27 protein-coding genes, 1 other RNA gene and 1 pseudogene are annotated in these 24,713 nt (G+C 69.7%); 17 read left to right on the top strand and 12 right to left on the bottom strand.

The window, feature by feature from the left end:
* Positions 1 to 93 precede the first annotated feature (93 nt).
* Positions 94 to 1,407: a glycoside hydrolase gene (locus tag M3Q23_07270; GenBank protein MDP9341894.1), complete on the bottom strand. Its 1,314-nt coding sequence runs from the start codon at positions 1,405 to 1,407 to the stop codon at positions 94 to 96.
* A gap of 323 nt (positions 1,408 to 1,730) precedes the next feature.
* Between M3Q23_07270 and M3Q23_07265 the strand changes: the two genes are divergently transcribed.
* The 7 genes and pseudogenes from M3Q23_07265 to M3Q23_07235 all read left to right on the top strand — a co-directional run bounded on the left by M3Q23_07265 (position 1,731) and on the right by M3Q23_07235 (position 8,651).
* Positions 1,731 to 3,263 carry a LuxR C-terminal-related transcriptional regulator gene (locus M3Q23_07265; protein MDP9341893.1) on the top strand — a complete coding sequence of 511 codons (1,533 nt, stop codon included), beginning with the start codon at positions 1,731 to 1,733 and terminating at the stop codon, positions 3,261 to 3,263.
* A gap of 107 nt (positions 3,264 to 3,370) precedes the next feature.
* Positions 3,371 to 3,793 (top strand): ester cyclase, encoded by a 423-nt coding sequence (locus M3Q23_07260; protein ID MDP9341892.1) that lies wholly within the window; start codon positions 3,371 to 3,373, stop codon positions 3,791 to 3,793.
* A 70-nt stretch (positions 3,794 to 3,863) separates the two neighbouring features.
* On the top strand, positions 3,864 to 4,286 hold the full coding sequence (locus tag M3Q23_07255; protein ID MDP9341891.1) for a nuclear transport factor 2 family protein: 423 nt from the start codon (positions 3,864 to 3,866) through the stop codon (positions 4,284 to 4,286).
* A gap of 49 nt (positions 4,287 to 4,335) precedes the next feature.
* Entirely contained in the window at positions 4,336 to 5,553 is a 1,218-nt protein-coding gene (locus tag M3Q23_07250) for an alpha/beta fold hydrolase (protein MDP9341890.1), read from the top strand.
* On the top strand, positions 5,550 to 6,437 hold the full coding sequence (locus tag M3Q23_07245) for an acyltransferase family protein (GenBank protein ID MDP9341889.1): 888 nt from the start codon (positions 5,550 to 5,552) through the stop codon (positions 6,435 to 6,437). Before M3Q23_07250 ends, M3Q23_07245 begins: the two co-directional genes overlap by 4 nt.
* Before the next feature lie 91 nt (positions 6,438 to 6,528).
* Positions 6,529 to 6,789 (top strand): annotated as a pseudogene (locus M3Q23_07240) (hypothetical protein).
* A 341-nt stretch (positions 6,790 to 7,130) separates the two neighbouring features.
* Positions 7,131 to 8,651, top strand: coding sequence for an AMP-binding protein (locus tag M3Q23_07235; GenBank protein MDP9341888.1), 1,521 nt, complete (start codon positions 7,131 to 7,133; stop codon positions 8,649 to 8,651).
* Here M3Q23_07235 and M3Q23_07230 read toward each other — a convergent pair.
* The 3 genes from M3Q23_07230 to M3Q23_07220 all read right to left on the bottom strand — a co-directional run bounded on the left by M3Q23_07230 (position 8,578) and on the right by M3Q23_07220 (position 10,926).
* Positions 8,578 to 8,961, bottom strand: coding sequence for a response regulator (locus M3Q23_07230; GenBank protein ID MDP9341887.1), 384 nt, complete (start codon positions 8,959 to 8,961; stop codon positions 8,578 to 8,580). The genes M3Q23_07235 and M3Q23_07230 overlap by 74 nt on opposite strands.
* Positions 8,958 to 10,493, bottom strand: coding sequence for a GAF domain-containing protein (locus M3Q23_07225; GenBank protein MDP9341886.1), 1,536 nt, complete (start codon positions 10,491 to 10,493; stop codon positions 8,958 to 8,960). Before M3Q23_07225 ends, M3Q23_07230 begins: the two co-directional genes overlap by 4 nt.
* A gap of 85 nt (positions 10,494 to 10,578) precedes the next feature.
* Positions 10,579 to 10,926, bottom strand: coding sequence for a plasmid stabilization protein (locus tag M3Q23_07220; protein ID MDP9341885.1), 348 nt, complete (start codon positions 10,924 to 10,926; stop codon positions 10,579 to 10,581).
* Positions 10,927 to 11,247: 321 nt separating this feature from the next.
* Here M3Q23_07220 and M3Q23_07215 point away from each other — a divergent pair, with 321 nt between their 5' ends.
* The 4 genes from M3Q23_07215 (at position 11,248) to M3Q23_07200 (ending at position 13,430) form a co-directional block, all read left to right on the top strand.
* Entirely contained in the window at positions 11,248 to 11,970 is a 723-nt protein-coding gene (locus M3Q23_07215; GenBank protein MDP9341884.1) for a YscO family type III secretion system apparatus protein, read from the top strand.
* A 47-nt stretch (positions 11,971 to 12,017) separates the two neighbouring features.
* On the top strand, positions 12,018 to 12,419 hold the full coding sequence (locus M3Q23_07210) for a ribonuclease HI family protein (protein ID MDP9341883.1): 402 nt from the start codon (positions 12,018 to 12,020) through the stop codon (positions 12,417 to 12,419).
* A gap of 62 nt (positions 12,420 to 12,481) precedes the next feature.
* Positions 12,482 to 12,891: RNase P RNA component class A (gene rnpB / locus M3Q23_07205), an RNA gene on the top strand.
* Positions 12,892 to 12,923: 32 nt separating this feature from the next.
* Complete coding sequence (locus M3Q23_07200; protein ID MDP9341882.1) at positions 12,924 to 13,430, top strand: TlpA family protein disulfide reductase; 507 nt, start codon at positions 12,924 to 12,926, stop codon at positions 13,428 to 13,430.
* On the opposite strand, the gene lipA is transcribed toward M3Q23_07200, so the two are convergent.
* The 6 genes from lipA to M3Q23_07170 form a co-directional block, all read right to left on the bottom strand.
* The gene (gene lipA / locus M3Q23_07195) at positions 13,423 to 14,433 is read right to left on the bottom strand and encodes a lipoyl synthase (GenBank protein MDP9341881.1); all 1,011 of its coding nucleotides are present in this window, start codon (positions 14,431 to 14,433) and stop codon (positions 13,423 to 13,425) included. The genes M3Q23_07200 and lipA overlap by 8 nt on opposite strands.
* Positions 14,434 to 14,470: 37 nt before the next feature.
* On the bottom strand, positions 14,471 to 15,457 hold the full coding sequence (locus M3Q23_07190) for an alpha-ketoacid dehydrogenase subunit beta (protein MDP9341880.1): 987 nt from the start codon (positions 15,455 to 15,457) through the stop codon (positions 14,471 to 14,473).
* A gap of 79 nt (positions 15,458 to 15,536) precedes the next feature.
* Positions 15,537 to 16,049, bottom strand: a complete 513-nt coding sequence (locus M3Q23_07185; GenBank protein ID MDP9341879.1) for a DUF421 domain-containing protein — start codon at positions 16,047 to 16,049, stop codon at positions 15,537 to 15,539.
* A gap of 384 nt (positions 16,050 to 16,433) precedes the next feature.
* Complete coding sequence (locus M3Q23_07180; protein ID MDP9341878.1) at positions 16,434 to 16,616, bottom strand: hypothetical protein; 183 nt, start codon at positions 16,614 to 16,616, stop codon at positions 16,434 to 16,436.
* 273 nt (positions 16,617 to 16,889) lie between these two features.
* The gene (locus M3Q23_07175; protein ID MDP9341877.1) at positions 16,890 to 17,456 is read right to left on the bottom strand and encodes a hypothetical protein; all 567 of its coding nucleotides are present in this window, start codon (positions 17,454 to 17,456) and stop codon (positions 16,890 to 16,892) included.
* A gap of 40 nt (positions 17,457 to 17,496) precedes the next feature.
* Complete coding sequence (locus M3Q23_07170) at positions 17,497 to 17,664, bottom strand: CsbD family protein (protein ID MDP9341876.1); 168 nt, start codon at positions 17,662 to 17,664, stop codon at positions 17,497 to 17,499.
* 574 nt (positions 17,665 to 18,238) lie between these two features.
* On the opposite strand from M3Q23_07170, the gene corA reads away from it, so the two are divergent.
* Positions 18,239 to 19,294, top strand: a complete 1,056-nt coding sequence (corA, locus tag M3Q23_07165; protein MDP9341875.1) for a magnesium/cobalt transporter CorA — start codon at positions 18,239 to 18,241, stop codon at positions 19,292 to 19,294.
* Positions 19,295 to 19,302: 8 nt separating this feature from the next.
* Here the strand turns inward: corA and M3Q23_07160 are convergent, their stop codons facing one another.
* The gene (locus M3Q23_07160) at positions 19,303 to 19,641 is read right to left on the bottom strand and encodes a hypothetical protein (GenBank protein ID MDP9341874.1); all 339 of its coding nucleotides are present in this window, start codon (positions 19,639 to 19,641) and stop codon (positions 19,303 to 19,305) included.
* 354 nt (positions 19,642 to 19,995) lie between these two features.
* On the opposite strand from M3Q23_07160, the gene M3Q23_07155 reads away from it, so the two are divergent.
* Positions 19,996 to 21,600 carry a phospholipase D family protein gene (locus M3Q23_07155; GenBank protein MDP9341873.1) on the top strand — a complete coding sequence of 535 codons (1,605 nt, stop codon included), beginning with the start codon at positions 19,996 to 19,998 and terminating at the stop codon, positions 21,598 to 21,600.
* 253 nt (positions 21,601 to 21,853) lie between these two features.
* Here the strand turns inward: M3Q23_07155 and M3Q23_07150 are convergent, their stop codons facing one another.
* Positions 21,854 to 22,579, bottom strand: a complete 726-nt coding sequence (locus M3Q23_07150; protein MDP9341872.1) for an ANTAR domain-containing protein — start codon at positions 22,577 to 22,579, stop codon at positions 21,854 to 21,856.
* Between the two features lie 249 nt (positions 22,580 to 22,828).
* Between M3Q23_07150 and M3Q23_07145 the strand changes: the two genes are divergently transcribed.
* From M3Q23_07145 to M3Q23_07130, 4 genes are all read left to right on the top strand, one after another.
* Positions 22,829 to 23,104, top strand: a complete 276-nt coding sequence (locus M3Q23_07145; protein ID MDP9341871.1) for an STAS domain-containing protein — start codon at positions 22,829 to 22,831, stop codon at positions 23,102 to 23,104.
* Positions 23,097 to 23,450 (top strand): hypothetical protein, encoded by a 354-nt coding sequence (locus M3Q23_07140; protein ID MDP9341870.1) that lies wholly within the window; start codon positions 23,097 to 23,099, stop codon positions 23,448 to 23,450. The genes M3Q23_07145 and M3Q23_07140 overlap by 8 nt, the downstream gene beginning before the upstream one ends.
* A 304-nt stretch (positions 23,451 to 23,754) precedes the next feature.
* Positions 23,755 to 23,928, top strand: a complete 174-nt coding sequence (locus M3Q23_07135; GenBank protein ID MDP9341869.1) for a CsbD family protein — start codon at positions 23,755 to 23,757, stop codon at positions 23,926 to 23,928.
* A gap of 528 nt (positions 23,929 to 24,456) precedes the next feature.
* A complete protein-coding gene (locus M3Q23_07130) occupies positions 24,457 to 24,684 on the top strand; it encodes a DUF6458 family protein (GenBank protein ID MDP9341868.1) in 228 nt (75 codons plus the stop codon).
* Positions 24,685 to 24,713: the final 29 nt, after the last annotated feature.

Genomic DNA, 24,713 nt, shown 5'->3' with positions numbered 1-24,713 from the left:
CTGCAGCCCGAGGGCGGCTTTGAAGAGTTCGAGGTTGTTCACGACGGTCCTCCCCTTATCGACGGGGAAGGACGGTCATTGTGCCTCAGCCCTCTACGCGGCACCCACTCGATTCAGCGAGGAGCCGGAAAACGCCGTGGCGATGGGCTTGGGGCGTGTCCACGTGGCGCCGCCGTCGCTGGAGAAGGCGATGTACCCCCGCACCTTGCGTATCTCTTCCTGCATCTTGCGATCCAGCCAGGTGGTGGCGATCACCCCAGTGGGACTCACCGAGAGCCACGGGAGGAACTGGTCATCCGTGCGCCCGCTCGGGACGACCGAGACCGGTGAACTCCACGTGATGCCGCCGTCGGATGAGCACGTGACCATGACGGCGAGATGGGGGTCCTCCGTGAAGTTGGTGGCATCGTGACACACGAAGCCGGGGGAGGATCCGCCGGTCTCGACGTCGATCGCCGGGATGTTGGTGAGCGGCTCGTTCGTGCCGGGCAGCGTCCCGTAGAAGTCGATCCCATTCGTGTCCGGGGGTGCCGAATCAACCATCGTGGTGATCGGCGGACCCCAGCTGGTGCCGCCGTCGGTGGACCTCGCGACCATCATGGTCTCCGCCTGGCCCCCGCAGTCGTCCGTGGGGCCGCCGGCCGTGCATTGCATCCAGCTCACGTAGACGGTGCCGTCCGGTCCCACTGCGAGGTCGCTGAACTGGGCGACGTCGGGTGCGGTCTGCTCGGCACTGGGGAACGACGTGGTCCACGTCGCTCCTCCGTCGGTGGAGCGCGACAGCGAGATCCGGGACTTGGTGAGCGTCGAGTCGAACTGGGTGATCGACAGGTAGATCGCCCCCTGGAACGGGCTCCCCGGGTTGTGGTCCACCTCGGCCCTGGGCTCGTCGGTGAAGCCGCCCGGGTACGTGGCGGGCACGGCCACAGCCGGCGCGCCCCACGTGGTCCCGTTGTCGGTGGTCTTCTCGTACACGATCTCCCCGTTCAGCCCGGAGGAGTCGGCGTCGATGCCGAAGATGTAGGCGTCCACCGTGGAGGGGTCCACGCCGTAGGCGACGGTCGCCCCGCCGTAGCCGAGCAGGCCGTCCACCGGCTCCAGGCATTGCCGCTTCCACGTCGTCCCGCGGTCGTCGGAGAAGTAGAACCGCTGGACGGTCAGGCAGCTCAGGTCGAAGGCCGGCGAGGCGACCCGGTTGACCCCGGTCTCGGTGCGGGCGCCGTCGTCGACGATGCCCGGCGTGTCGACGGGCAGGTCGATGGCAGGGGAGATCTGCTCGTTCTTGACCTTGAGGGCGCTCAGGCTGCGTGGCGCCTGGACGCTCGAGGTGGGCACGAGCGTGCCCGCCCGGAACGCCATGATGGCGAGGACCCCCGGCGAGAGCGGGCTCGGCTCCGTTGGGCTCAATCGGCGAGCGTCGACCCCGCCCCTTGCGGATATGCCTGCGCCGGGCATCATCGCGATCAACACCGACGCCATCGCGATGAGGACGGCGGTGCGGGGAGAGCGCCGACCGATCTCCCCCGGATAATGCGGATGGGATGCCGCCGTGCACGTTCCATGAGGCCCCCCTCGTGTCCAACCCCCGGCCGACTCTTTCACCGTGGTTCGGCCAAATCAAGGGGCAGCTTTTTCACTCGCACCGTTCCACTTTGAGGACGAGAAGGGGTGGGCCGTGCGCGGGGGAGCCCTTGGCTCTTCGGCAGGGGCTCTGCGAGCATGCGCGGGTGATGGAGCTGCGGCTGGCGGAGCTGCTGGTCGGCCTGTCGTCGGTGAGCGATCTGGGGATGGGGCTTCCCCTGGGGGACGTGACCCGGGCCTGCGTGCTGGCCACCAGGCTGGCGATGGACCTCGGGATCGAGGACGCCGGGGTGGCCGACGTGTACTACACGGCGCTGCTCCAGCACGTCGGCTGCACCGCGTACTCGCACGAGGTCTCGGCGCTGTTCCGTGACGAGCTTGCCCTGAAGCGGGTCTCCGCGCTCACGGACTTCACGAGCCCCGTCGACGTCGTGCGAACCTACCTGCCCGGCGTTGCCCGCGCCGAGGGTGTGAGGGGCGTGGCGACGGCCGTGGTACGGCAGAAGCAGCTCACCGACGGGTACACCGCCGCGAACTGCGAGGTCGCCTCCATGATGGCCCGGCGGCTGGGCCTTCCGGAGAGCGTGCAGGCGGCCCTGCTCCACATCTTCGCGTGGTGGAACGGGAAGGGCCGTCCCCGTGGGATGGCGGGAGACGAGGTCGCCGTGGCCAGCCGGGTGACCCAGGTGGCGACGGTGGCCGTGATGTTCGACCGCCTGGGTGAGCCGGAAGCCGCCGTCGAGGCGGTCCGTCGCCGGGCCGGCGGGACCCTCGACCCGGGGCTGGCCGTGCGGTTCCGCCGGACCGGTCCGAAGCTCCTCCAGGAGATGGCGGCCACCGATCCGGTGGAGGCGACGCTCGAGGCCGAGCCGAAGCCGTGGCGGACCGTGCCCGGCGACCAGCTGGACGAGGTGCTGCGCGCGTTCGGCGACGCCGTGGACCTGAAGACGCCCTACCTGCACGGCCACGCGGCGACCGTGGCCGAGCTGGCCGCCGCGGCCGGCCCCCGGATGGGCCTGGACGGAGAGGCCACCACGCGGCTCCGGCGGGCGGCCCTGGTGCACGACCTGGGCCGCGTGGCCATCCCCTCGAGCATCTGGGACCGGCCGGGGCCGCTGGGGCGCTCCGACTGGGAACAGGTCCGCACCCACGCCTACCGGAGCGAGCGGATCCTGGCCGGATGCCCGGCCCTGGAGAACCTGGCGCCGGTCGCCGGGATGCACCACGAGCGGCTGGACGGCTCCGGCTACCACCGCCAGGCCTCGGGCCCGTCGATCCCCATGCCCGCCCGGATCCTGGGCGTGGCCGACGCCTATGAGGCCATGACCCGGGCCCGGCCGCATCGCCCCGAGCTGGGTCCCGAACGGGCGGCGGACCAGCTTCGAGAGGGAGCTCGGGGCGGCCAGTTCGACGGGGAAGCCGTGGAGGCGGTCCTCGGCGCAGCGGGGCACCGGGTGACGCGGACACGGCCCGCCCGGCCCGCCGGCCTGAGCGAGCGTCAGGTGGAGGTGCTCCGCCTGGTGGCGGCCGGCCTCTCCAACCGCGAGGTCGCGCAGCGGCTGCACGTCTCGCCGCGAACGGCCGAGCACCACGTCCAGGACATCTACACCAAGATCGGCGTGTCCAGCAGGGCCGCCGCCGCGATGTTCGCCATGGAGCACCACCTCATCGGCGGCGTCTGACCACGTTCGGGCGCCCAGCCCGAAGACTGGTAGTTCTACCGATGCCCCGCCCGCGGCCCGCCCGTCATCCTCCCGCCACAGCCCCAGACAGGCGAAGGGAGTTCGAGATGGGCGAGCAACAGGAACGGAACAAGCGGATGGTCCGCAGGTTCATCGACGGATACCAGACCGGCGGCGATCCCGCCGTGCTGGAGGAGCTCCTCGCACCGGACGTGGTCGACCACAGCGCGCTTCCGGGGTTTCCCCCGGGCCGGGAGGGCGTCGGGCAGCTCTTCGGGATGTTCCGGCAGGCGTTCCCCGACTTCCGGGCGGAGATCCTGGACCAGATGGCCGACGGGGACAAGGTGATCACTCGCAAGGCCTTCCTCGGAACCCACCGAGGCCCGTTCATGGGCGTCCCGGCCACGGGGCAATCTGTCCGGTTCGAGCTGATCGACATCGTTCGCCTGGAGGACGGACGGATCGTCGAGCACTGGAACGTGGTCGACCAGCTCGGGCTGATGCGCCAGCTGGGTGCGATCCCGGCCTGAGCTCGTCCCATCACTCGCCGCCCCAGCGGGTATGCGCGGGGCCCGCGAACCGTTAGGCTCCGGGCGTCGCATGGGGGAGACGACGAGCACCGAGGGTCACATCCAGACCGTCCTGTCCATGGTGTCCGCATTCCAGGACGGGCGGCTGGAGGATCTCCAGCGATTCGTGTCGCCCTCGGTGGTGGTCCAGGTGAAGGGGAACAACCCCTACGCCGGGACCTACGAGGGGGTCGGCGCCGCCATGGCCTTCGTGGCCAGGGCCCGGCAGTGGATCGACCCGGAGTCCGTCTCGATCCAGGCCATCGAACGCGAGGAGGCTCCGGTGGTGTCGGTCTCCGCGCTGGCGGTGGGCCCGGGCGGCCAGCGAACGGACACCCATCTCATCGTGGAGTACTTCTTCGAAGGGGACGGCCGGGTGGGCCGGGCCGTGGTCCGGGCCCAGGACCAGCGGGCCCTGGACCGGGTGCTGCGCGGGTGGTCCGCTGGCTCCTGACGGCCCGGCGCGGGTGAGGAACCCCTCACAACCGGGAAAGCATACGGACGTGGCCGTTCGCCAATCTGCCCGCACCGCCCGGCGGGGCCGGCCTTCCTCGCCCCGGGCCCTGGAAGGGCTCCTGCGAGAGCGCTCCGAGCAGGTCCGCGCGCCCGCCGACGTGGAGGCCGTCCTGGGGCTCGACGTGGAGGGCGCGGACGGATGGACGGCCCGGGTCAAGGAGGGGCGGATCGAGGTCGTCCCCGGCCTCCCCGAACGGCCCGACGTCCGCGTCACCAGCGGGGCCGCGACGCTCGCGGAGGTGGTCTCGGGACGGCGCTCCGGCGTGGAGGCCTTCCTGGTGGGGGACCTGGTGGTCCGCGGCAACCTGGCCCTGGCCCTGCGGTTCGACTCGCTGTTCAACCCGGAGGCCGTGCCGAAGGAATGGCCGCGGTTCCGGGTCACCCGGGCCCGAGGTGTGCGAACGGCCTATCTCGAGGCGGGCGAGGGGCCGCCGGTGGTGCTCCTGCACGGCCTGGGCGCCACGAACGCGTCGATGCTCCCGACGCTGTGGGACCTGGCGCGGGACCACCGCGTGATCGCCCCCGACCTGCCCGGGTTCGGCGACTCCGGCAAGCCCATCCGCGCCTACCACGCCGGCTTCTACTCCCGGTGGCTCGCGGCCTTCCTGGGCCAGCTGGGGATCGGGCGGGCCGACCTCATCGGGAACTCCATGGGCGGACGGGTGGCCCTGGAGATGGGCCTGCGGCACCCCGAGCTGGTGAACCGGATGGTCCTGCTGATGCCCTCCCCGGCGTTCATCCGGGGCCGGGAGCTGGTGCAGGTGGTCCGGTACCTCCGGCCGGAGCTTGCGTTGGTGCCGCTTCCGTTCTCGCATCACCAGGTCGTTCGAAGCATCCGCTCGATGTTCGCCCGGCCGTCCCGCCTCCCGGCGGCCTGGTTCGACGCCGCGGCCGACGAGTTCCTTCGTGTCTTCCGGAACCCCCGGGGGCGCGTCGCCTTCTTCTCGGCGGCCCGGCAGATCTACCTGGAGGAACCGCACGGGGAGCATGGGTTCTGGGACCGGCTCCCGGCGATGGATCGGCCGGCCCTGTTCCTGTGGGGCCAGCGGGACTGGCTGGTTCCGGCCAGGTTCGCCCGGCACGTCGAACGGGCCCTGCCGGACGCCACCTCCGTGGTCCTCGAGGACTGCGGCCACGTCCCCCAGTACGAGCTGCCCGAGCGGACCCACGCGATGGTGCGTGAGTTCCTGGGGGCGCCGGCGTGAGCGCGGAGTCGGCGCCGGCGAAGGCTTCCGGGCCGGCGCCGCGACCGGACGTCATCGAGCCGGAACGAAAGGCGCTGGTCCGCGGGGCCGCCGTCGACCTGGCGGCCCGGGACCCCGAGTTCATCCGGAGGCAGCTCCCCCTGATGTGGCTGCTGTCCACGTTCTACTTCCGCGCCGAGGTCCGGGGACTGCAACGGATCCCCCAGGACGGCCCGGTCCTGTTCGTGGGGAACCACTCCGGCGGCAACGTGAGCCCGGACAGCATGGTGTTCATGCTGGCGTTCAACACCTATTTCGGGATGGAGCGGCCGATCTACGCCCTGGCCCATTCGCTGGTGACCACCTTTCCGCTGGTGGGCCGGGTCGGGAAGAAGTGGGGGATCGTCACGGCGGGGCCCCAGGCCGGTGAGGCCATCCTGGCCGCCGGCGCCGACGTCCTGGTCTACCCGGGCGGCGATCAGGAGACCCACCGGGCGTGGACCCGGAACGAGGAGGTCCGTTTCGGGGGCCGGCGCGGGTTCCTGCGTCTGGCCCTCCACGCCGGCGTGCCGATCGTGCCGGTGGTCTCGCTGGGGGGCCAGGACACCTTCCTCCCGCTGACCAGCGGCCGCCGCGTGGCCAGGGCCCTCCGGCTGGACCGGCTGGCCAGGCTGAAGGTGCTCCCCATCTCGCTGGCCGTCCCGTGGGGCCTGAACGTCGGCGACATGCTGGGGCATCTGCCCCTCCCGGCGAAGATCCGGATCGAGGTCCTGCCTCCCATCGACGTCGTGAAGCGGTTCGGCCGGCGGGGCGCCGACTCGGAAGAGGCCTACGAGTACGTGACGTCGCGGATGCAGGAGGCGCTGACGACGATGGCGGCCGAGCGCGTGGTGCCGGGACTGTGAACCTGCACCGGAGCCTGGTGGTGGACCGGCCCCCGGGGACGTCTTCGAGCTCATCGGGGAAGCCGACCACTACCCGAGCTTCTACGCCGGGCTGACCCTCTGGCAGCGCCTGCCGGAGGACGAGGACCGGTTCCGGGTGCTGATGTGCGTGGGGCCGATCCAGGCGGGCGGGACGGTCCGGGTCACCGATCGGCGCGAGCACGAGCTGCTGGCGTGGGAGTCCGAGAGCGGGATCGAGCAGGCCGGGAGGTGGCGGCTGGAGCCGGCCGAGGACGGTTCGGGGACGCTGCTGCACCTGGAGATCTCGTTCCGGCTCCGGGGGCCGGGCGGCTGGCTGGCCGAGCGGCTGATGGCGCGGGTGGTGGGGCGGAACATGACGGCCACGCTGCTGGCGGTGCGGCGCCTGGTCGAGTTCGAGCGAGCCGGGTCCGGTGCCGGGGCCGGAGCCGGGGCCGGAGCTGGAGCTGGAGCTGCGGACAGGTCTGGGGGCGGGTGAGGGCGGTGGCGCCGGGCGGGCTGACGCGCCTGCGGTCGGACCTCGGCCAGCTCGCGCACATGCTCGCGCCGTCCACGGCCAGGACGTTCCTGCGGGCCGGGGTCCTGGACGGACGGGAGGCGGTGGCGCTGGGGGTGGCCCTGCCCTGGTACGTGGGCCGGGGGCCCTCCCTCGGCTTCGTCAGCGCCGTGAACGCCATGGCCGTCGGCTCGAAGCCGGCCATCCACGACCGTCACGGGACGCTCACCTGGCGGGAGCTGGACGATCGGGCCAACCGGCTGGCCAACACGCTGACGGGCATGGGCCTGCGAGGCGGGGACCGGCTGGCCATCCTGCTCCGCAACGGCCGGGAGTTCGCGGAGGCCATCCTGGCGGCCCAGAAGATCGGGGTGGTGGCGTGCCCGCTCAACACGTGGGCGAAGACCCGGGAGCTTCGCGACAGCCTGGAGAGCGTGGACGCGAAGGCGCTGGTGTTCGACGCCCTGCACGCGGAGCAGGTCGGCGGCGTGGACCTCGAGGAGCTTCCCGCCATCGTGGTGGGGGACCGGAAAACGTCGCCCATCCCGGCGGAAGCCTACGAGGACGCTCTGGCCGCCGCGTCCGACGCGCCCCCGCCGCCGTTCACCCGCCGCCGGGGGAGCTCCCGGGTGGTGATCCACACGTCCGGGACCACCGGCCGGCCCAAGGGAGCGGCTCGGGACGCCTCCCGGACGGGGGTCCGCGAGTTCATCGCCCTGCTCCGGGTGGTGCCGTTCCGCCGGGACGACGTGATCGTGTGCCCCGCGCCGCTGTTCCATTCGTTCGGTCTGCTGACCCTCACCATCGGGAGCATCCTGGGCGCGACCCTGGTCCTGCCGGAGCGGTTCGATCCCGAGGGGACCCTGGCCGCGATCGAGGAGCACGGCGCCACGGTGGCCTCGATGGTGCCGGTGATGATCCACCGCGTCCTGTCCCTTCCGGACGACGTGAAGGCGGCCCACGACGTCTCCAGCCTGCGCATCCTCCTGGCCAGCGGGTCCGCCATCCCGCCCGACCTCCGGGGCCAGATCGAGGACCTGTTCGGACCGGTCCTGTACGACCTGTACGGGTCGACCGAGGCGGGGTGGGTCTCCATCGCGACCCCCGAGGACATGAGGGAACGCCCCGACACGGCCGGCCGGCCGGTCTCGGGCGTGGACGTCGGCGTGTTCTCTCCGCACGGAATCCGGCTTCCGGCCGGGCAGACCGGCGAGCTGTTCGTGAAGAGCAGCGCGCTGTTCGAGGGCTACACCTCGGGCGAGGAGCGCAAGCACCACGGGCCCTACATGTCGCTGGGCGACCTGGGGCGCCTGGACCGGGACGGCTACCTGTTCGTGGAGGGCCGGGCGGACGACATGGTGGTGGTGGGCGGGGAGAACGTCTATCCGCGGGAGATCGAGGACGTGGTGCGGCAGGTGCCCGGTGTGCGGGACGTCGCGGTGTTCGGTGCCCCGGACCCCGAGTACGGCCACACCATCGTGGCGTTCGTGGTGGGGGACGTGGAGCCGGATGCTGTCATCGAGGCGAGCAAGTCCCAGCTCGCCTCGTTCAAGGTGCCCCGGCGCGTGGAGAAGGTGAAGGAGCTCCCCCGGACCTCCACCGGCAAGGTGCTGAAGCGGGAGCTGATCAGGCCGGCTGGCTCGGAGCCATCGCGGCCCGGATCGCCTCGACCACGTCGCGCGGGGCGAACGGCTTCGTGACGTAGCGGTCCGCGCCCAACCGGGCCGCCCGCTCCTTGTCCTGCGGCGAGCTCTTGGCGGACAGGATCACCACGCGGGGCCGGCGGGGCTGGGCCGTGATGCCCTCGAGCGTGGCCCATCCGTCCAGCACCGGCATCATGACGTCCAGGAGCACGAGGTCCGGATGCTCTTCCTCGATCCGCCGCAGGGCCGTCTCGCCGTCCGAGGCCAGCGAGACGTCGAACCCCTCCGCTTCCAGGTCCACCCGCAGGAAGAACAGGATGTCCGGGTCGTCGTCGACGATCAGGACCCTCGCCTTGGCACGGCTCACGCCGGCACCTCCTGCTGGGCCGTGGCGAGCGAGACGCGGAACGCGGCGCCGCCCTCCTCCGAGCGGCTCACCGTGACCGCCCCGCCGCACGCCGAGACCAGGCGCCGGACGATGGAGAGACCCAGGCCGATGCCGGGGCTGTGCCCGTTCGACTCCAGCCGGGTGAACCCGTCGAAGATGCGGACCCGCGCCTCCTCGGGGATGCCGACGCCGGCATCCAGGACGGAGAGGATCGTCTCGGTGTTCCGCGGCTCCACGGTCACCCGCACCGGCGGGGCGCCGTACTTGTGCGCGTTGTCGAGCAGGTTGATCAGCACCTGCTGGAGGGCGTCGGAGTTGCCGAGGACCGGCGAGGTGGACGGCACCCGGACCTGCACCGGCCGGCCGGTCGCCTCGAAGTCCCGGGCCACCGTGTGCACCAGCGCGGCCAGGTCCACCCGGTCCTCGAACCTGGTCTCACCTTCGTGCTCCAGCCGGGCCGCGCTCAGCAGCTGCTCGATCAGCCGCAGGAGGCGATGCCCCTGCCGTTCGATGACGTCCAGCATCCCGTCCCGGTGCTCGGCCGCGAGCTCCAGCCGCCGCAGCGTCACCACGCCGCCCAGGATGGAGGTGAGCGGGGTGCGAAGCTCGTGGCTCACCGTGGCCACGAAGTCGGACTTCATCTGGTTCACTTCGAGGAGCTCCGACACCCGGTCCCGCTCTTGCTCGTACAGGCGGGCGTTGGCGATGGAGACGGCGGCGTGCTCGGCGAACAGCGTCAGCGCGCGGAGGTCGTACTCGGAGAAATCGCGGTCCCTGGCGGCGTTCAGGTTCAGCACGCCCAGGACCTCGTCCCGGTTGATCAGCGGGACGCACATCGCCGAGTGGACCGGGATGGTGCGCGGAACGAGATTGGGGAACTGCGCCGGGTCGGCGTTCCCCGAGATGAGGAGGGGCTCGCGGGTCTCGGCCACGAGGCCGGCGATGCCCTCGCCGACGGCCTGGCGGGCGTCCTGCGCCCCGTCGTTCCCCCGCACGCACACCGCCACTAGCTGGTCGGGTTCCTCCAGCAGCATGATCGAGCCGTCGTGCCCCTCCAGGAGGTCGAGGGCGCTCGACAGGATGATGTCGAGGACGTCGCGGAGCTCGAGGACCGAGTTGATGGCCCTGCCCGCGGTCATGAGGGCCGAGATCTCCTTCAGGCGGTTCGACAGCGCGGCGGTCAGGACCCGCTCGTCGATGAGCAGCCGGGACAGCCGCCGGAGGTGATGTTCCTTCTCCACCGCGTAGACGCCGAAGGCGACGGCCAGGACCAGTAGGGAGATCCGAAGGGCTTGGGGGGAGAACCACGACCGGGCCCGCGACACCGCGGGGAGCGAGGAGGCCACCACCATGGCTGCGGCGACGACCAGGAACAGCGCGAGGAGCGCGGTCCACAGCTCTTTGCGGCGGCGCTCCACCGCCTCCAGTGAGGGCGTGCGGAAATCGCGCAGCCCCGACACACGGGCTTCACGCTCGATGCGCTCCCTGGCCACCCTGGTGGATCCGGCCATCGGCCTCCTCGCCACAGGAAGTATCGGCCGGCCCCGGTGGGTGTCTTGAGAGTTGATCCGATGATGGCGCGTGGCGGATTCGGGGTCAGGCGCTGCGGCGCCCGGATTTCGCGTTGACGGCGCGCTGGAGCTGGGCCTTGTTCATCTTCGAGCGCCCCTCGATCCCCAGGCGCATGGCGTCCTCGTACAGCTGGTCGCGGGTCCTGCCGCCGCTTCCCTGCCCGGAGCGGAGGCCTCCCCGCCGTCCGGAGGAGATCTCCCGCACGGACGTCCGGGACCGCTGGCGGGCCTCGCCGGAGCGGGCCCGCTCCTTGTTCACGGTGCGGGCCGCGATCTCCTTGGCCTCCGACTCGCTCTCGCCTCGCTGCTTCAGGCCGGACTTGATGTGCTCGTACTGGCGCTCGCGCTTGGCGCTCCATGCTTTCTGAGGCATCGCTCCTCCTCCCGTCGCTCCTGGTGGCTACTTGCCCTGTCTCGCTGTCGTGAAACCGTCGTGCGCCGCCGGGGCCATGTGGGGAAGGCCAGACATCCCCCGCCCGAGCCGCCCAGTCGGCCGTTCGGCCAGTTCTCGACCGGAAGCGGCCTTCGCCCTCAACCCGGCGGTGGGTCCGCCGATAGATCCTTCACACCCCCCCGGTCGGAAGGAGGGCTCGGCCCCTCCCGGGGTCGAGCCCTTCCGACCAAGCCCCAACCCTGTACCCGCGCTCGGATCGCCCTCCGAGCGCGCGTCCCGATTCGTTACCCTGTGCGTTCGATGTCCACGGCGCTGAAGGGTCTCGACCGCCTCCTGCGGCTCCAGGAGCTGGACCTGTCCGTCGACCGGATGCGAAACCGGCGAGACGTCCTGGAGGCCGGCCAGGACGTCCGGACCACGCGCCAGCAGGTGGAGGAGGCGGAGTCCCGGCTGGGTGAGGTCCGTCTGGAGCTGGACGGGGTGGACCGGGAATCCCGCCGGCTGGAGGGCGACATCGACTCCCTCACCCGCAAGGCCAGGGCGGAGGAGGGCCGCCTGTACGACGGCTCGGTGGTGAACCCCAAGGAGCTCGAGGCCATCCAGCACGAGGTGGCGAGCCTGCGGGCCCGGCGGTCCCGGCTGGAGGACAACCTCATCGAGCTGATGGAACAGAAGGAAGCGCTGGACGAGCGGCTGGCCGCGGCCCAGGCCGAAGCCCAGGAGATGCGCGACCGGCTCACCGAGGTCCTGGGCGAGTCCGCCGCCGAGCTGAGCGAGATCGGGCAGTCACTGGCGTCCCGAACCGTCGAGCGCGAGGGGCTGGTCCTGGAGTTCGATCCCGAGCTCCTCGAGCTGTACGAGGACCTCCGCCGGCAGAAGAAGGGCGTCGGGGCGGCCGCGCTGGTGGACGGGGTCTGTCAGGGCTGCCACCAGAAGCTGTCGGCCATGGAGCTCGACCGTCTGAAGCGGACCGAGGGCGTGAAGAGGTGTGAGTACTGCCGCCGGATCCTGATCGACACCTGATCGTCTCGTGCGACGGCGCGGCCCGCGGGAACCCGGGGCCGGCGGGGATCGGCGCCGTGATCACCACCCCCGACGGGGAGGTCGTGGCCGAGATCGCCGAGGGCATCGGCGTGGCCACCAACAACGTCGCGGAGTACCGCGCCCTCCTGGCCGGGCTGGCCCGGGCCGCGGAGCTGGGCGCGACCAGGCTCAGCGTTCGCTCCGACAGCCGGCTGCTGGTGGAGCAGGTGGCTGGACGGTTCCGCGTCAAGAACCCCACCCTCCAGGTGCTGCACCAGCAGGCCCGCGAGCTGCTCCGGCAGTTCCCGCGGTGGGAGATCCGGCACGTCCCCCGGGAGGAGAACCGCGGGGCCGACCGGCTGGCCAACGAGGGCGTGGACCGGTGGCTGGCGACGGAGGGGACCAGCTACCGGCCCCCGAAACCGTCGCCCCGCCTGTGGGACCGCTAGGGCCGGCGGCCGAGTCGCCGGGCGGGAGGCGGCGGGAGGCGGCTCGTATACTCGGAGGCGGAGGAGCCGGCCGGGCGGCCGCGGCTCCGGCCCTCGGGCCGGGGTGGAGGAAAGTCCGGACTCCGAAGGGCAGGGTGCTGGGTAACTCCCAGGCAGGGCGACCTGCGGACAGTGCCACAGAAAACAGACCGCCGCCGCGACCCTCGGGTAGCGACGGTAAGGGTGAAACGGTGAGGTAAGAGCTCACCAGCGGACCGGGTGACCGGTCCGGCTCGGCAAACCACACCCGGAGCAAGGCCAAGCAGGGAGCGTTCGAGGACGGCCCGTCCGAGCTCCCGGGTAGGCTGCACGAGGGGCGTTCGGCATATGGGGGCGCCCCCGGGGTCTCGCGGCGACGCGGGGCTCAGAGAGATGGCCGCCGCCGGCCCGACAGGGCCGGGCACAGAATCCGGCTTACAGGCCGGCTCCTCCACCTTCCCTCCCGCGTGCTGCTAGCTTCGGCCCGTGCGGAGACTGGCGGCGCTGCTGCTCGTGGTGGCCGTGGCGTGTTCGCACGCGACGTATGCCGGCGTCGTCGAGGTCTCCGGCCGGATGCCCACCGTGGCCGGCGAGCTCCTCGGCGGCGGCCGGCTCTCGCCTGCCAGCTACCGGGGCAAGATCGTGATCTTGAACTTCTGGAACCCGTTCTGCGGGCCGTGCCGGAAGGAGGCGCCCGAACTGGAGCGGGACTGGCAGCGTCTCGGGGGTGAGGGCGTGCTCGTGCTAGGCCTCCACTACACGGGCGGCGATTGGCCAGCGAGTGTGCCGGCGGCACGCACCTACCTCCGGCAGTACGGCATCACGTATCCGGTCCTGGAGGATCCAGGCTCCCGCCTGGCCCTGGCCTTCGGCATCCAGGGGATCCCCTCCACGGTGGTCGCCGACGCGAACGCCACCCTCCGCTTCCGCATCCTCGGCGCGGTGAAGCCTGGCCAGCTCGAACAGCTCGTTGGGCAGTTGCGTGCTACGTGAGCGCTCCCGCCTCGACCGCTCGGGAGAGCTGCTTGCCGGCGTGGTAGGAGGAGCGCACCAGGGGACCCGCTTCCACGTGGGGGAACCCGAGCTCCTCCGTGCCGAACCGGGCGTGCTCCGCGAACTCCTGGGGCGTCACCCAGCGATCGACGGGCAGGTGGAACTTCGTGGGCTGGAGGTACTGGCCCATGGTCAGCAGGTCGCAGCCGGCGCCGCGGAGGTCCCGCATGGCTTCGGGGACCTCGTCGGCGCGCTCGCCCATCCCCAGGATGAGGTTCGACTTGGTGACCTGCTCCGGTCGAACGCGCTTGGCGATCCGGAGCACGTCGAGCGACCGGTCGTAGCCGAAGGCCGGCCGGACCCGGGCGTGGAGCCGCCGGACCGTCTCCAGGTTGTGGGCGAACACGTCTGGCTCCGCCTGGATGACGGTGGCGATGTCGCGCTCGCCGCCCCGGAAATCCGAGGGCAGCACCTCGACCTTGCAGTCGGGGACGGCCTCACGCACCGCCCGGACGCACTCGGCCCAGATGGCCGCCCCGCCGTCCGGGAGGTCGTCCCGGGCCACGCCGGTGAGCACGACGTATCGCAGCCCCATGGCCCGGACCGCCTCCGCGACCCGCCTGGGCTCCTCCTCGCCGACCGGGAACGGCTTCGCCGTCATCACGTCGCAGAACCCGCACCGCCGGGTACACCGGTCGCCCAGGATGAGGAAGGTCGCCTCCCGTTCCTCCCAGCATTCGTAGATGTTCGGGCACCCGGCCTCCTCGCACACCGTGTGCAGGTCGAGGCCGCGCATGATCGCCTTCAGCTCCGAGTAGTTCGGCCCGGTCCGGGCCTTCACCTTCAACCACTCCGGCCGCCGAGCCGGCCGAGCCGTCACCGCGCACCCCACCGAATGCGCCACATGCGTGTCCGCCAGCGGCCCCGCCGAGCCCCCGTTCGTCCCAACGATGGGGAGGTACAGCCGTCGCCCGTGCGGGTTGTGCTCGCGAGATGGAGCCATCCCAGCCAGTCTACGGCCCTTGGACTCGGCCACCTGATTAGAACTGGGCGAGATCCTTCATGGCCGCGTAGATGCGCTCGGTGTCGGGCATGAAGTAGTGCTCGAGCGGCGTCGAGAAGGGCATCGCCGGCACGTCCGGACCGCCGAGGCGCACGATGGGCCCGTCCAGGTCGAACATGAGCTCCTCGGCGATGGTGGCGGCGATCTCCGCCCCGGCGCCGTAGGTCCGGTTGTCCTCGTACACCACCATGGCCTTGCCCGTCTTGCGCACGCTGTCCAGGATGGTCTGCTTGTCCAGGGGGGCGATCGTGCGCACGTCCACCACCTCCGCGGACAGGCCCTCCTCCTGCTGGAGCCGCTGGGCGGCTTCCAGGCACAGGTGCAGCATCAGCCCGTACGCCACCACGGTGAGGTCGTCCCCTTCGCGCTTCACGTCGGCCACCCCGATGGGGACCTCGTACGACTCGTCGGGCACCTCGCCCTTGATCAGCCGGTACGTCTTCTTGTGCTCCAGGTACAGGACCGGGTCGGGGTCTTTGATCGCCGATCGCAGCAGGCCCTTGGCGTCGTACGGCGTCGATGGCACCACGACCTTCAGCCCGGGGACGTGGCCGTAGAAGGCCTCGATGGACTGGGAGTGGTAAAGGGCGCCGTGCACGCCACCACCCCACGGGGCTCGGATCACCATGGGGCAGTCCCAGTCCCCGTTCGAGCGGTACCGGATGCGGGCCGCCTCCGAGACGATCTGGTCGAAGGCCGGGTGGATGAAGTCGGCGAACTGGATCTCCGCCACCGGCAGCAGGCCGTGCATGGCCATGCCGATGGCCACACCCACGATGGAGGACTCCGCCAGCGGGGTGTCGATCACCCGCAGCTCGCCGAACTCCTCCAGGAACCCGGCGGTGACCCGGAACACGCCGCCCCGGGCGCCGACGTCCTCGCCCAGGATCAGGACGCGGTCGTCGGCCTGCATCTCCTCCTGAAGTGTGTCGTGGATGGTCTGGACGACGTTCTTCTCGGTCATGGCCCTATCCTCGCAGGTCAGAGGGCCATCCTACCCGGCTACGCACCGATCACATCAACCCGCCGGCCGCGCCCTCCTGCTAGCCGTCTTTGCTCGGGATCACCGAGATCGTGCCGTTCGGCTCGGAGATGGCGAGGTGGACCTTGCTGAAGTCCTCCAGGCCCTGGTTGCGCACCGTGATGAGCAGGTCCTGCTCGGTGAGCCGCTCGGCGGCGAGGGCCTCCTCCTGCACCGAGCCGTCCCGGATGAGCACCCTGGGCTGGCCGGTGACCACCCGCTGGACCGACCGATTGCGGAACACGGCATAGGCGAGGCCGAAGTTCGCGCTGAGCAGCACGGCCGCGCCGATCATCCCGCCGAGCAGCGAGCTGTCGTTCCCGATCATCGCGTTCTGGAGGATGTTCGACAGGGTGAGCAGCACCACCAGGTCGAACGCGGTGAACTGGCCGAGCTCCCGCCGGCCGAACAGCCGCAGGGCGAGGACGAGGAACGCGTAGACCACCAGTGCCCGGATCACCTTCTCGCCCCAGGGCACCTGGAGGTGGAACAGGTCCTTCGAGATCGAGCCAACCACCGCGACGAAGCGGTCCATTCCGCGCTCCCTTCCTCTGACGCGACGGTCCGGTCCCGGCCCGCCGCCGGGAAAGGTCTCTCAGCGCGGGTCTCAGATCAAGGGTCGTTCGGAAGGAAGCGAGGCGCGAGCGGATCGCGAGATGTGGCAACTGCACCTAGGCGAGTTCCCCACAGGCGCCGCAGGCCGCCCATCCACCGGGTCCAGCCGCGCGGAAGGGTGTGGTCCTGCCGCAGTGGGCGCAGGTCCGGACACCCTCGATCGCTGTTTCGTCCTCCATCAAGCGACGGCCCGGCAGGGCCGGGAAGAATCGAACCACTCCGTCGTTCTCCAGAAACTCTGTCGGTTCATACGCCAGCAAGGCCATGATGCTTTCCTCCTATCCTGGATGCTCGAAAGAGCAGATCAGTGTGACTTGACCTTCGTGCCCAGGTGCAGGTCCACGCCGAACAAGACCAGGGGCCAGAGCAATATGGCGAGCACCGCGGAGGCGATGGACTTGATGTCCCCGAGGTGGGCGAGGTAGTGGTGAGTCGACGCCACGATGACGCCGACCACGATGTAAACGACGACGATCAAGGCCCTCATGCTCCGCGCCTCTCTCCTCCGTGCAGCACCCCAGCCGCCCTGGCTGGGATGACGCTGCTCAGCTCACTTCACGAGCAGGTAGATGATGACGCCGAGCGCCGCGAGCACGAGGAAACCGAACAGCATGCCCAGGCCTCGGCGATTGGCTCGTCCTCCTCCCTCTCTCCATCGTCGCCCCCCTCTTCGTCTCCACCTCATGTGTCCTCTCCTCTCGGCGACCCGAGTTCGGCCGCTGAACCCTCGTCCCTGGACCGGGCCTCGTGCTCCCTCCGGCTATCTTTGTTGATCGCTTTGGCTCGGCACCGTGTCCTCCGCTTCGAGCAGCTCTTCGAACAGTGATCGATAGTGCACCATGGCCCGCCTCAGGTCCTCCGTGGAGGCCTTGCCCTGGTCGTTGGCGAGCGAGACTCCATGTGCAGCCCGGTAGTTCGCAACGACCTCAGGATGGTCCACTGAGATGTCAGCCGCCCGCTGCTCGAAGTCCTCCATGGGGTAGCCTCGATCTCGCATCACCTCGGCAACGAGGAGATCGGCCTCACGGGTTGCCTTTGCCGGTGAATCCACGAACTCGGTCTGGGCCGCGCTCCATGCTCGCCGGAAGCGCTCGCGAGCGGCGGGGTCCAGCTGCCGGATGTCCATCCCGGCCCTCCGTTGCTGCCTCTCCTCGAGCTCGGATTCGGCCCTCTTGCGGTTCCCCGCGTCAGCCACGGTTCGCTCGTACTCGGGTCCGAATGCTCCTCGCAGAGAACCGGTGCGACGCTTCCTCCTGACCCCCCAAACCGCGCCAGCGACGACCGCCAGCACCACGACCGCGATGACGACCCAGCCCCACAAAGGCATGCCCCGCTCCTTTCGTCCGTCCGCTGGGCCAACGTGCTTCTCATCGCCCGACGACGCCCTTGACCTTGTCGACCGCCTCGTTGACCTTCCCCTTCACCTTCGAGCCGGCCCTGTCGGCCTTGCCCTCTCGCTTGAGCCGATCGTTGCCGGTCAGGTCCCCTACGGCCTCCTTGAGGCGACCCTTGGTCTCATCGCCCTTCGCTCCCATGATGACCTCCTCCGTTCTGCCGTTGTCACGAGTCCATGCAACCGGTGCGCACGCTCAGGCTCGCCGCACGAGATAGATGATCAGCAGGATCACCAAGATGGCAACGATGATGCCGGGGATCGCCAATGTGAGGGCCAGCACGTCTCACCTCCTCTCAGGAGGTTGTGTCGTGTGCACGAAGGGGCGGGGCACGCAGTTCCACGAAGGTGAGGCTCATGGTGTCGGTGGACAGATCGAGCGCGCCAGCACGGAGCGTTGGCGACCCGGCGACGACGCCCGGTTTGCGCGGCGAACGGTGCTTCCGACGGATCCTTGCTGCTCGGCAACCCCATCCTCCTCCGCCCGTTCTGTTCCCCGGGCGGAGAGCGGTTCTGCGCTGCGACCAAGAGCTGGGTCCGGCCTTGCGAGGCCATGTGCTGGGGCCTGCACACCGACACCATAGCACCCAGAGAGCCACCGATGTACAGCTCCTCGTCCTCGACCGGCATGCGGCCCACAAGGACTCGACGACAGGTTTCATGCGCCGGGCTGGGCATTCGGCCGCCGGGCGGCATTCGGCAGTACCATCGCGGCGATGGCAGACGATTCGGGGGCGAGTGATCCTTTCGCCGTCACCCTGGACGCTGAGCGAACTCCGGGTGCCGATGCTCCGCCGGATCGGACAGGCCCCTCGGCCTGTTACGTCATCGACCGCCACGGCTCCGAGCAAGTTCGCTTCAGCCGAGAGACGGTCGAGGCCCGACTCTCGAGCGGGAGCTTCTTCTGGCTCGACCTCGACCAGCCCAGCGCGGCCGACTTCGAGATCCTCCGCGACGTCTTCAAGTTCGATCCGCTTGCCGTCGAGGACTCCGAGCACTTCGACCAGCGCGCGAAGATCGACGACTACGACGACTTCATCTTCGTCGTGGTCTACGGGGCGACCCCCGACCAAGACCGTCTGGTCGAGGTGCACTGCTTCTACTCGGAGCGCTTCCTCGTCACCATCCACCGCGACGACTGCCCCGCCTTCGCCGAGATCCGCCGACGCTATCAGCGGCGCGACAGCGCGATCGACCGCCCCTCGCTGCTGCTGTACCGGGTGGTCGACGGCCTGACGGACAGCTTCTTTCCAATCCTGGCAGCCTTCGACGATCGCATCGACGAGCTCGAAGACAGTATCTTCCGCCGGGCGGATGACCGGCAGCTCCAGGAGATGTTCGGGATGAAGCGACTGCTCGTGGGGATGCGCAAGGCGGTCACGCCGCAGCGCGACGCGTTCGCGGGCCTGATGGGCGGCATCGCGGAGTTGCCCGGACTCGGTGAAGGGGACGAGCGCTACTTTCGGGACGTCTACGACCACCTGATCCGGATCAGCGATCTGATCGACAGCTACCGCGATCTCCTCACGGGGGCGATGGACGTCTACCTATCCACGGTCTCGAACCGGCTCAACGTCGTGATGAAGCAGCTGACGGTGATCGCCACGATCTTCCTGCCGCTCACCTTCATCACCGGGTTCTTCGGCCAGAACTTCCGCTGGATGGTCAGCCACATCGGGAGCATGGCGGTCTTCCTCACCCTTGGCGTCGGCGCAGAGATCGCGATCGTCGTCTTCCTGCTCACGTCCTTCAAGCGGCGCGGCTGGTTCTGAGCTCTCGTCTACCCGTCGTCCATGGGGGGAGTCGTCACCACCTTGTACGCACTGAGCAGGAGCACCATGCCCTCGACCCACAGCGAGGCCAGGCCCAGCGGCTCCCGCCAGTTGCCGACACTGTCGGGGAACCCCGGCAAGCCGGTCGTCCGGGTGAGGACGAAACCGAGGAGGGTCAGGCCGGCGGTCCCTCCCGCCAGCATCCAGGTGCGCCGGGAGTCCGTGCGAAGCAGGATCCCGCCCGCGAGGAGCGTGACGATCATCAGCAGGACGTACAGCCCGAACACGAACTTGCTCTCGTCGATCACGCTGAACGCGTCCAGAAAGTGGATCAGGGCGATTCCCACTAGGCCGACGATTCCAACGGCCCGGCCCACCTGATCCCGGGGAACTGCCTCTCGGCTCTCCATCGGCGGTATTCCCTTCCCCGGCCGCAATCGCCCGAACGACACCGACCCCGGACTCTGCCCTGGTCGGTCCTCCCCTGGGTAGCGCAAGGGCACCGGCCGCCAGGCGGGACCCCGTAGGTACTACGAGGGAGCGGCGGCGGTGGATCTCTAGCGTTGGCGCCCGCCCCGATGGCGATCGCCGGGCAGGCGGCCTCTGTGAGGACCCTTTGCGATTGGGGTCAGTGGGTCGTTGGAGGTTCGACCTCGGACGCCAGCGGCCTTCGGCTCATCGGGTGAAGATAAGCCAGGCCCATGTCGACCACCGAGCAGTGGTTCCTGAGCGCTGAAGAGCGCGGCAACGATGCGTCTGCGATCGATCGGCGCCGGGGGGACGGCCGAGGCTGGACCGACCGGAACGCCGTCACGCCCCTGGTCCACGGGGCCACCTACTTCGCCCGGCTGCACGAGGAGCTGTCCACCCTCGGTCCCGGGGATCAGGTGTGGTTTCTCGACTGGCGGGGGGACGCCGGCCAGCGACTGGCCGGGCCAGGTACGGAGCTCGGCCCGGTTCTCGCCGACGCCGCCCGGCGAGGGGTCGACGTGCGCGGGCTGGTGTGGCGTTCGCACCCCGACCAGGAGGGATACGCCGAGGAGGAGAACGCGCACGTCGGCCGGGTCGTGAACGACGCGGGCGGTGAGGTACTGCCCGACGAGCGGGTCCGTCGCTTCGGCTCACACCACCAGAAGCTCGCCGTGATCCGGCGAGCGGGGCGTGTCGCGGAGGACGTGGCGTTCATCGGGGGGATCGACCTCTGCCATGGGCGAGGCGACGACGAGCGCCACCGGGGCGATCCCCAAGCCATCCTCCTGGACGAGCGGTACGGGCCCCGGCCCGCCTGGCATGACGTTCAGCTCGAGGTCCGGGGGCCGGCAGTCGGCGACCTCACCGAGACCTTCCGCGAGCGCTGGTCGGATCCCACGCCCCTCGATCACCAAAACCCGTGGCGGGCCCGGATCCGGCGCCTTCTCCGCCAGCCCAGGCGCGCGAGCGCGCTGCCGCCGGTGCTGCCCGATCCGCCCTCGGCTGGGAGCATGGCGGTGCAGGTGCTTCGGACCTACCCGGCGAAGCGCCCACCGTTCCCGTTCGCGCCGCGGGGCGAGCGGAGCGTCGCGCGCGCGTACGCGAAGGCGCTGGCACGTGCCCGGTCCCTGATCTACGTCGAGGATCAGTACCTGTGGTCGACGGAGGTTGCGCGGGTCTTCGCCGACGCGCTCCGGCGCTCGCCCGAGCTGCGGCTGATCGCCGTCGTGCCAAGGTACCCCGACCGGGACGGCACACTGTCGGGGCCGCTGAACCGAATCGGGCAACAGGAAGCATTGGCGATGGTGCGAGGGACAGGCGGCGATCGCGTGGGTGTGTACGACCTGGAGAACGAAGCCGGCCGGCCTGTATACGTCCACGGGAAGCTCTGCGTCGTCGACGACGTGTGGATGGCCGTAGGGTCGGACAACCTGAACCGGCGTTCCTGGACGCATGACTCGGAGGTCGCGTGCGCCGTGCTCGACCCCGAGCGTGATGAACGGCCGCCGGTCGATCCCGCCGGGCTCGGCGACGGGGCGCGGGTGCTGCCGCGACAGCTGCGGTCGACGCTGTGGCGCGAGCACCTGGGAACCCAGCTGACCGAGGCAGAGCTGCTGGATCCTCGGGCGGGCTTCGAGGCGTGGCGCCGTGTGGCCGACGCGCTCGACACGTGGCACGCCGAGGGGCAACACGGACCCCGTCCCGAGGGCCGCGCCCGTCGGCACCAACCGCTGGCGGTCCCGGCCTGGGCTTCGTGGTGGGCCCGGCCGCTGTACCGCCTGGCCGTGGATCCCGACGGACGACCCCGGGAACTCAAGCGGTCCGGGGGCTTCTGACCAGCAAGAGGGGATCGGTTGCCAAACGGGTCCGCGAAGGCGGAGCGTCCGGACGTGGAGTTTCGCGGTTGCCTCCCCAGCCTGTAGCCTCGGAGTCGAGTCGGCGCCAAGTGGAGGAGACGAGGATGGACAGATGATCGCTCTGTCGCTCGGTATTCCGATCGTCATCGTCGTCGTGGTCGTGGCGATCGTGGTGATGTTCGTGCTGGCGCGCAGGCGGTAGGCGCTCCCCTCGCCACGCGCTCTTTCGACGCTAGCCTTCCCTGCCGAAGCTGTGCTCGGGGTCGGCGGACTCTGGAAACGGGACATCGGCAGGCTCCTCCGTGCGCCGACTCGCCAGGAGACGATGAGAGGAGAGGATCGCCTCCGCGACATCCACAACCTTTCGGTGCGTTCGGCGGGAATGATCGCGGATCATGTTGAAGGCCCGTTCCTCGTCGATCGAGTGGCGCTCCATGAGGATGCCCTTGGCCCGCTCGGTGATCGCCCGCCGCCCGAACGCCCCCTGCAGGGCATGGTATTCGGCGAAGCGCTGGAGGGCGATGTCGATCGAGCTCTGCAGTTCCTCGAGACCCTTTCCGCCCACGATGTGCGCGAAGATGCCGAGCCTGGCCGCCTGATCGACGAATTCCCGGTCCTCCACATCGAGGATCGCGATCACCGGACATGTGGCTTCGTGCGTGATCCGGCGGATCAGGTTCAGTGCTTGAGCCGAGCTCTCCTCCACGATGACCAGCGCAACATCCGGCCACTCCGAGGCGGTGACCGAACCGACCTCGGCCAGGGTCGTCTTCTTGCCGATCGCCTCATGTCCCAATGAGGCGATCGCCGCGGTCACCGCATTCCATCGCAGGTTCAGGCCATCGGCGACGAGGACGCGAAGTGGCGCGCCCGCCGCGGCACCGCCGGGCCCTGGCTTCACCATCACCTCTGAGCGTACCGCCGTTGAGCGCGGCGGCGCCAGCAGCGCCGCGGACATGACCCGCCGACACGCGGTTGCTCCGCGGGGCTCGCGGGCGTGCTATCGTACCGGTGCGCAGGCCCCAAACGAACGGCCCTCGCTCCCTGACCCGAACTCCCGGTCCGTGCGGAGCCGCTCCCCCACTTGGGGCGAAGCGGTCGGGGCGAGGAGGCTGGAGTGCTCAGCACGGAAGCTCCGATAGATGCAATGTTCGGTGTGCAACACGACCTCCGCAATGGGTTCGTTCGACTGTTCGTTCGCGGCGAGTTGGATCTGTTCACCGCTCCCCTCCTCGAGGACGAGCTGGCCTCCATCGTGCGATGGAGTGATCGGGTCGTCGTCGACCTGAGCGATCTCTCCTTCATGGACGCGAGCGGCCTGCGTGCGTCGGCGGGCGCGGCGAGGCGCGCCAGCGAGAAGGGCCGCCGGTTCGCCATCACCCGGTGTCGTCCAATGGTCAGGAGGGTCTTCGAGCTGACCGGTATGGCCGACATGCTCGATGAGGCCGTCCCCGAACTGTTGGAGGCGCATGCCGGTGGCTGACTGGCGCGAGCGGGAGGTCGGTAACGAGACGCGCGCCCGAGACATCAACGAGATCGAGGATGCCTACCTCGAGCACCCCGGTGGCAGCGCTACGAACCGCTACGTCTGCGAGTGCAGCGATGCCTCCTGCATGGCCACGATCAGCCTCACACAGGACGAGTACGAGCAGGTCCGTGCCCACGGGGCCCAGTTCGTCATCGCGCTCGATCATGAGAACTCAGAACTCGACCTGCTGGTGGCCGAGCACGAAGGGTTCGCGGTCGTGCGGAAGCTCCCCGGCTTCCCGGCCCGTCTGGCGAGCGCATCGGACCCTCGCGGTGGCAGCCGACGGCGAGACGCCTCGTGACCATTAGGACCGCCGCTCGGGTGCGGGACACAATGACCTGCGGTCCATTCTCGACGGGAGGACCGGGAAAGGAGGAGAGCGCCCTCGTCAGTCCTAGGTCCAATCTCCACATCAGGTAACAACCACGCGCTCAGTGCGGCCTGGCGCTGAGCCTCGGCACAGCAGGAGGCGACATGCTCGGTGCCGCGATTGTGATCCCAGGGATCATCGTCCTGATCCTGGTGATCTTGCTCATCGTGTATCTGGTACGGAGGGTGTAAACGCCGCGTCGACCGACCCGACGTGGCTGAAAGGAGGCGCACCGATGGGAGCGAAGTCGGACGAGGCGAAGGGTCGCATCAAAGAGGCAGCCGGGGATCTGACGGGTAACAAGGCCCTCAAGCGACGGGGGCAGGCGGACAGGGTCGGGGCGAAGGTGAAGGGGAAGATCGGCGAGAGCATCGACAAGGCGAAGGGCGTTATCGGGGGGAGGAACTAGCCACTCCCACGCGGGCGTGATGGCTCGCTTGGAGACCAAGGAAGGAGGGATCTGGTGCTCGGCTCGATCTGCCCCCTTTGTCGGGAACGACTCCTCTGGCCGGACCTGAGCCATCGGCAATACCCGTAGCCCTACACAGAAAGGGGCGAAATGTCTCTACATGAAGGCACCGCTGAGGAAGACACGCCTGAGATGGTCCTTCCGTCTCCGGACGGAGGCGAATGGCCGACCACGTCCCCGGACGGAGCTCCCGCTCCCCCGGGTAGGGTGGTCGTGCTGGACCCAGCCACCGAGTTGGGGCCGGCTGGGGCCGATGGCACGCTCCAGATAGAGATGTGTTGCGACGACTCCGGAAGGACTGCTGAGCAGCATCGGGCGGAATCAGCGGATCACAAGTGCTGTGTCGACAAGTGAGGTATCGAAGGTGAGGCAACTCGGGTGATTTGAACCGGTTGGCGGTGCAGCCTACACTTCGGGCCTATGAACAGGAGTTCAGGCATAGGTCTAATGGCGTTAGGCATCGTGCTGGTGGTCGTCGGCGCCATCATGAGGTTCGCCGTCTCGGCGCATACCTCTGGATTCGACATCCACAAGGCTGGCGTCATCCTCCTCCTGGTCGGGATCGGAGTCTTCGTCGTGAGCCTGCTCATCCTCGCTCTCGGGGGGAGGAGCCGTAGCACGACGCGGACGGACGTCCGGGAAACTCCCTCAGGCCAAGAGCGGACCGAGCAACGGGACGACTGGAGCACCTCCTAACGACTCGGCAAGTCTGCAGGGTGTCAACT

It is taken from the genome of Actinomycetota bacterium, from assembly GCA_030774015.1.
In the GTDB taxonomy this organism is placed as follows: Bacteria; Actinomycetota; UBA4738; order UBA4738; family JACQTL01; genus JALYLZ01.
The sequence above is the reverse complement of the archived record's forward strand: the minus strand, read 5'-3'. Positions and strand labels throughout refer to the sequence as shown.

Bases quoted from the DNA above. Each gene is read 5' to 3' on its own strand.
- M3Q23_07235 (MDP9341888.1), top strand. From the start codon at position 7,131: ATGGCCGTCGGCTCGAAGCCGGCCATCCACGACCGTCACGGGACGCTC.
- M3Q23_07260 (MDP9341892.1), top strand. From the start codon at position 3,371: ATGGGCGAGCAACAGGAACGGAACAAGCGGATGGTCCGCAGGTTCATC.
- M3Q23_07255 (MDP9341891.1), top strand. From the start codon at position 3,864: ATGGGGGAGACGACGAGCACCGAGGGTCACATCCAGACCGTCCTGTCC.
- M3Q23_07135 (MDP9341869.1), top strand. From the start codon at position 23,755: ATGGGAGCGAAGTCGGACGAGGCGAAGGGTCGCATCAAAGAGGCAGCC.
- M3Q23_07150 (MDP9341872.1), bottom strand. From the start codon at position 22,579: ATGTCCGCGGCGCTGCTGGCGCCGCCGCGCTCAACGGCGGTACGCTCA.
- M3Q23_07175 (MDP9341877.1), bottom strand. From the start codon at position 17,456: ATGCCTTTGTGGGGCTGGGTCGTCATCGCGGTCGTGGTGCTGGCGGTC.
- M3Q23_07220 (MDP9341885.1), bottom strand. From the start codon at position 10,926: ATGCCTCAGAAAGCATGGAGCGCCAAGCGCGAGCGCCAGTACGAGCAC.
- M3Q23_07185 (MDP9341879.1), bottom strand. From the start codon at position 16,049: ATGGACCGCTTCGTCGCGGTGGTTGGCTCGATCTCGAAGGACCTGTTC.
- M3Q23_07190 (MDP9341880.1), bottom strand. From the start codon at position 15,457: ATGACCGAGAAGAACGTCGTCCAGACCATCCACGACACACTTCAGGAG.
- M3Q23_07170 (MDP9341876.1), bottom strand. From the start codon at position 17,664: ATGGGAGCGAAGGGCGATGAGACCAAGGGTCGCCTCAAGGAGGCCGTA.
- M3Q23_07225 (MDP9341886.1), bottom strand. From the start codon at position 10,493: ATGGCCGGATCCACCAGGGTGGCCAGGGAGCGCATCGAGCGTGAAGCC.
- M3Q23_07265 (MDP9341893.1), top strand. From the start codon at position 1,731: ATGGAGCTGCGGCTGGCGGAGCTGCTGGTCGGCCTGTCGTCGGTGAGC.
- M3Q23_07155 (MDP9341873.1), top strand. From the start codon at position 19,996: ATGTCGACCACCGAGCAGTGGTTCCTGAGCGCTGAAGAGCGCGGCAAC.
- corA (MDP9341875.1), top strand. From the start codon at position 18,239: ATGGCAGACGATTCGGGGGCGAGTGATCCTTTCGCCGTCACCCTGGAC.
- lipA (MDP9341881.1), bottom strand. From the start codon at position 14,433: ATGGCTCCATCTCGCGAGCACAACCCGCACGGGCGACGGCTGTACCTC.
- M3Q23_07215 (MDP9341884.1), top strand. From the start codon at position 11,248: ATGTCCACGGCGCTGAAGGGTCTCGACCGCCTCCTGCGGCTCCAGGAG.
- M3Q23_07180 (MDP9341878.1), bottom strand. From the start codon at position 16,616: ATGAGGGCCTTGATCGTCGTCGTTTACATCGTGGTCGGCGTCATCGTG.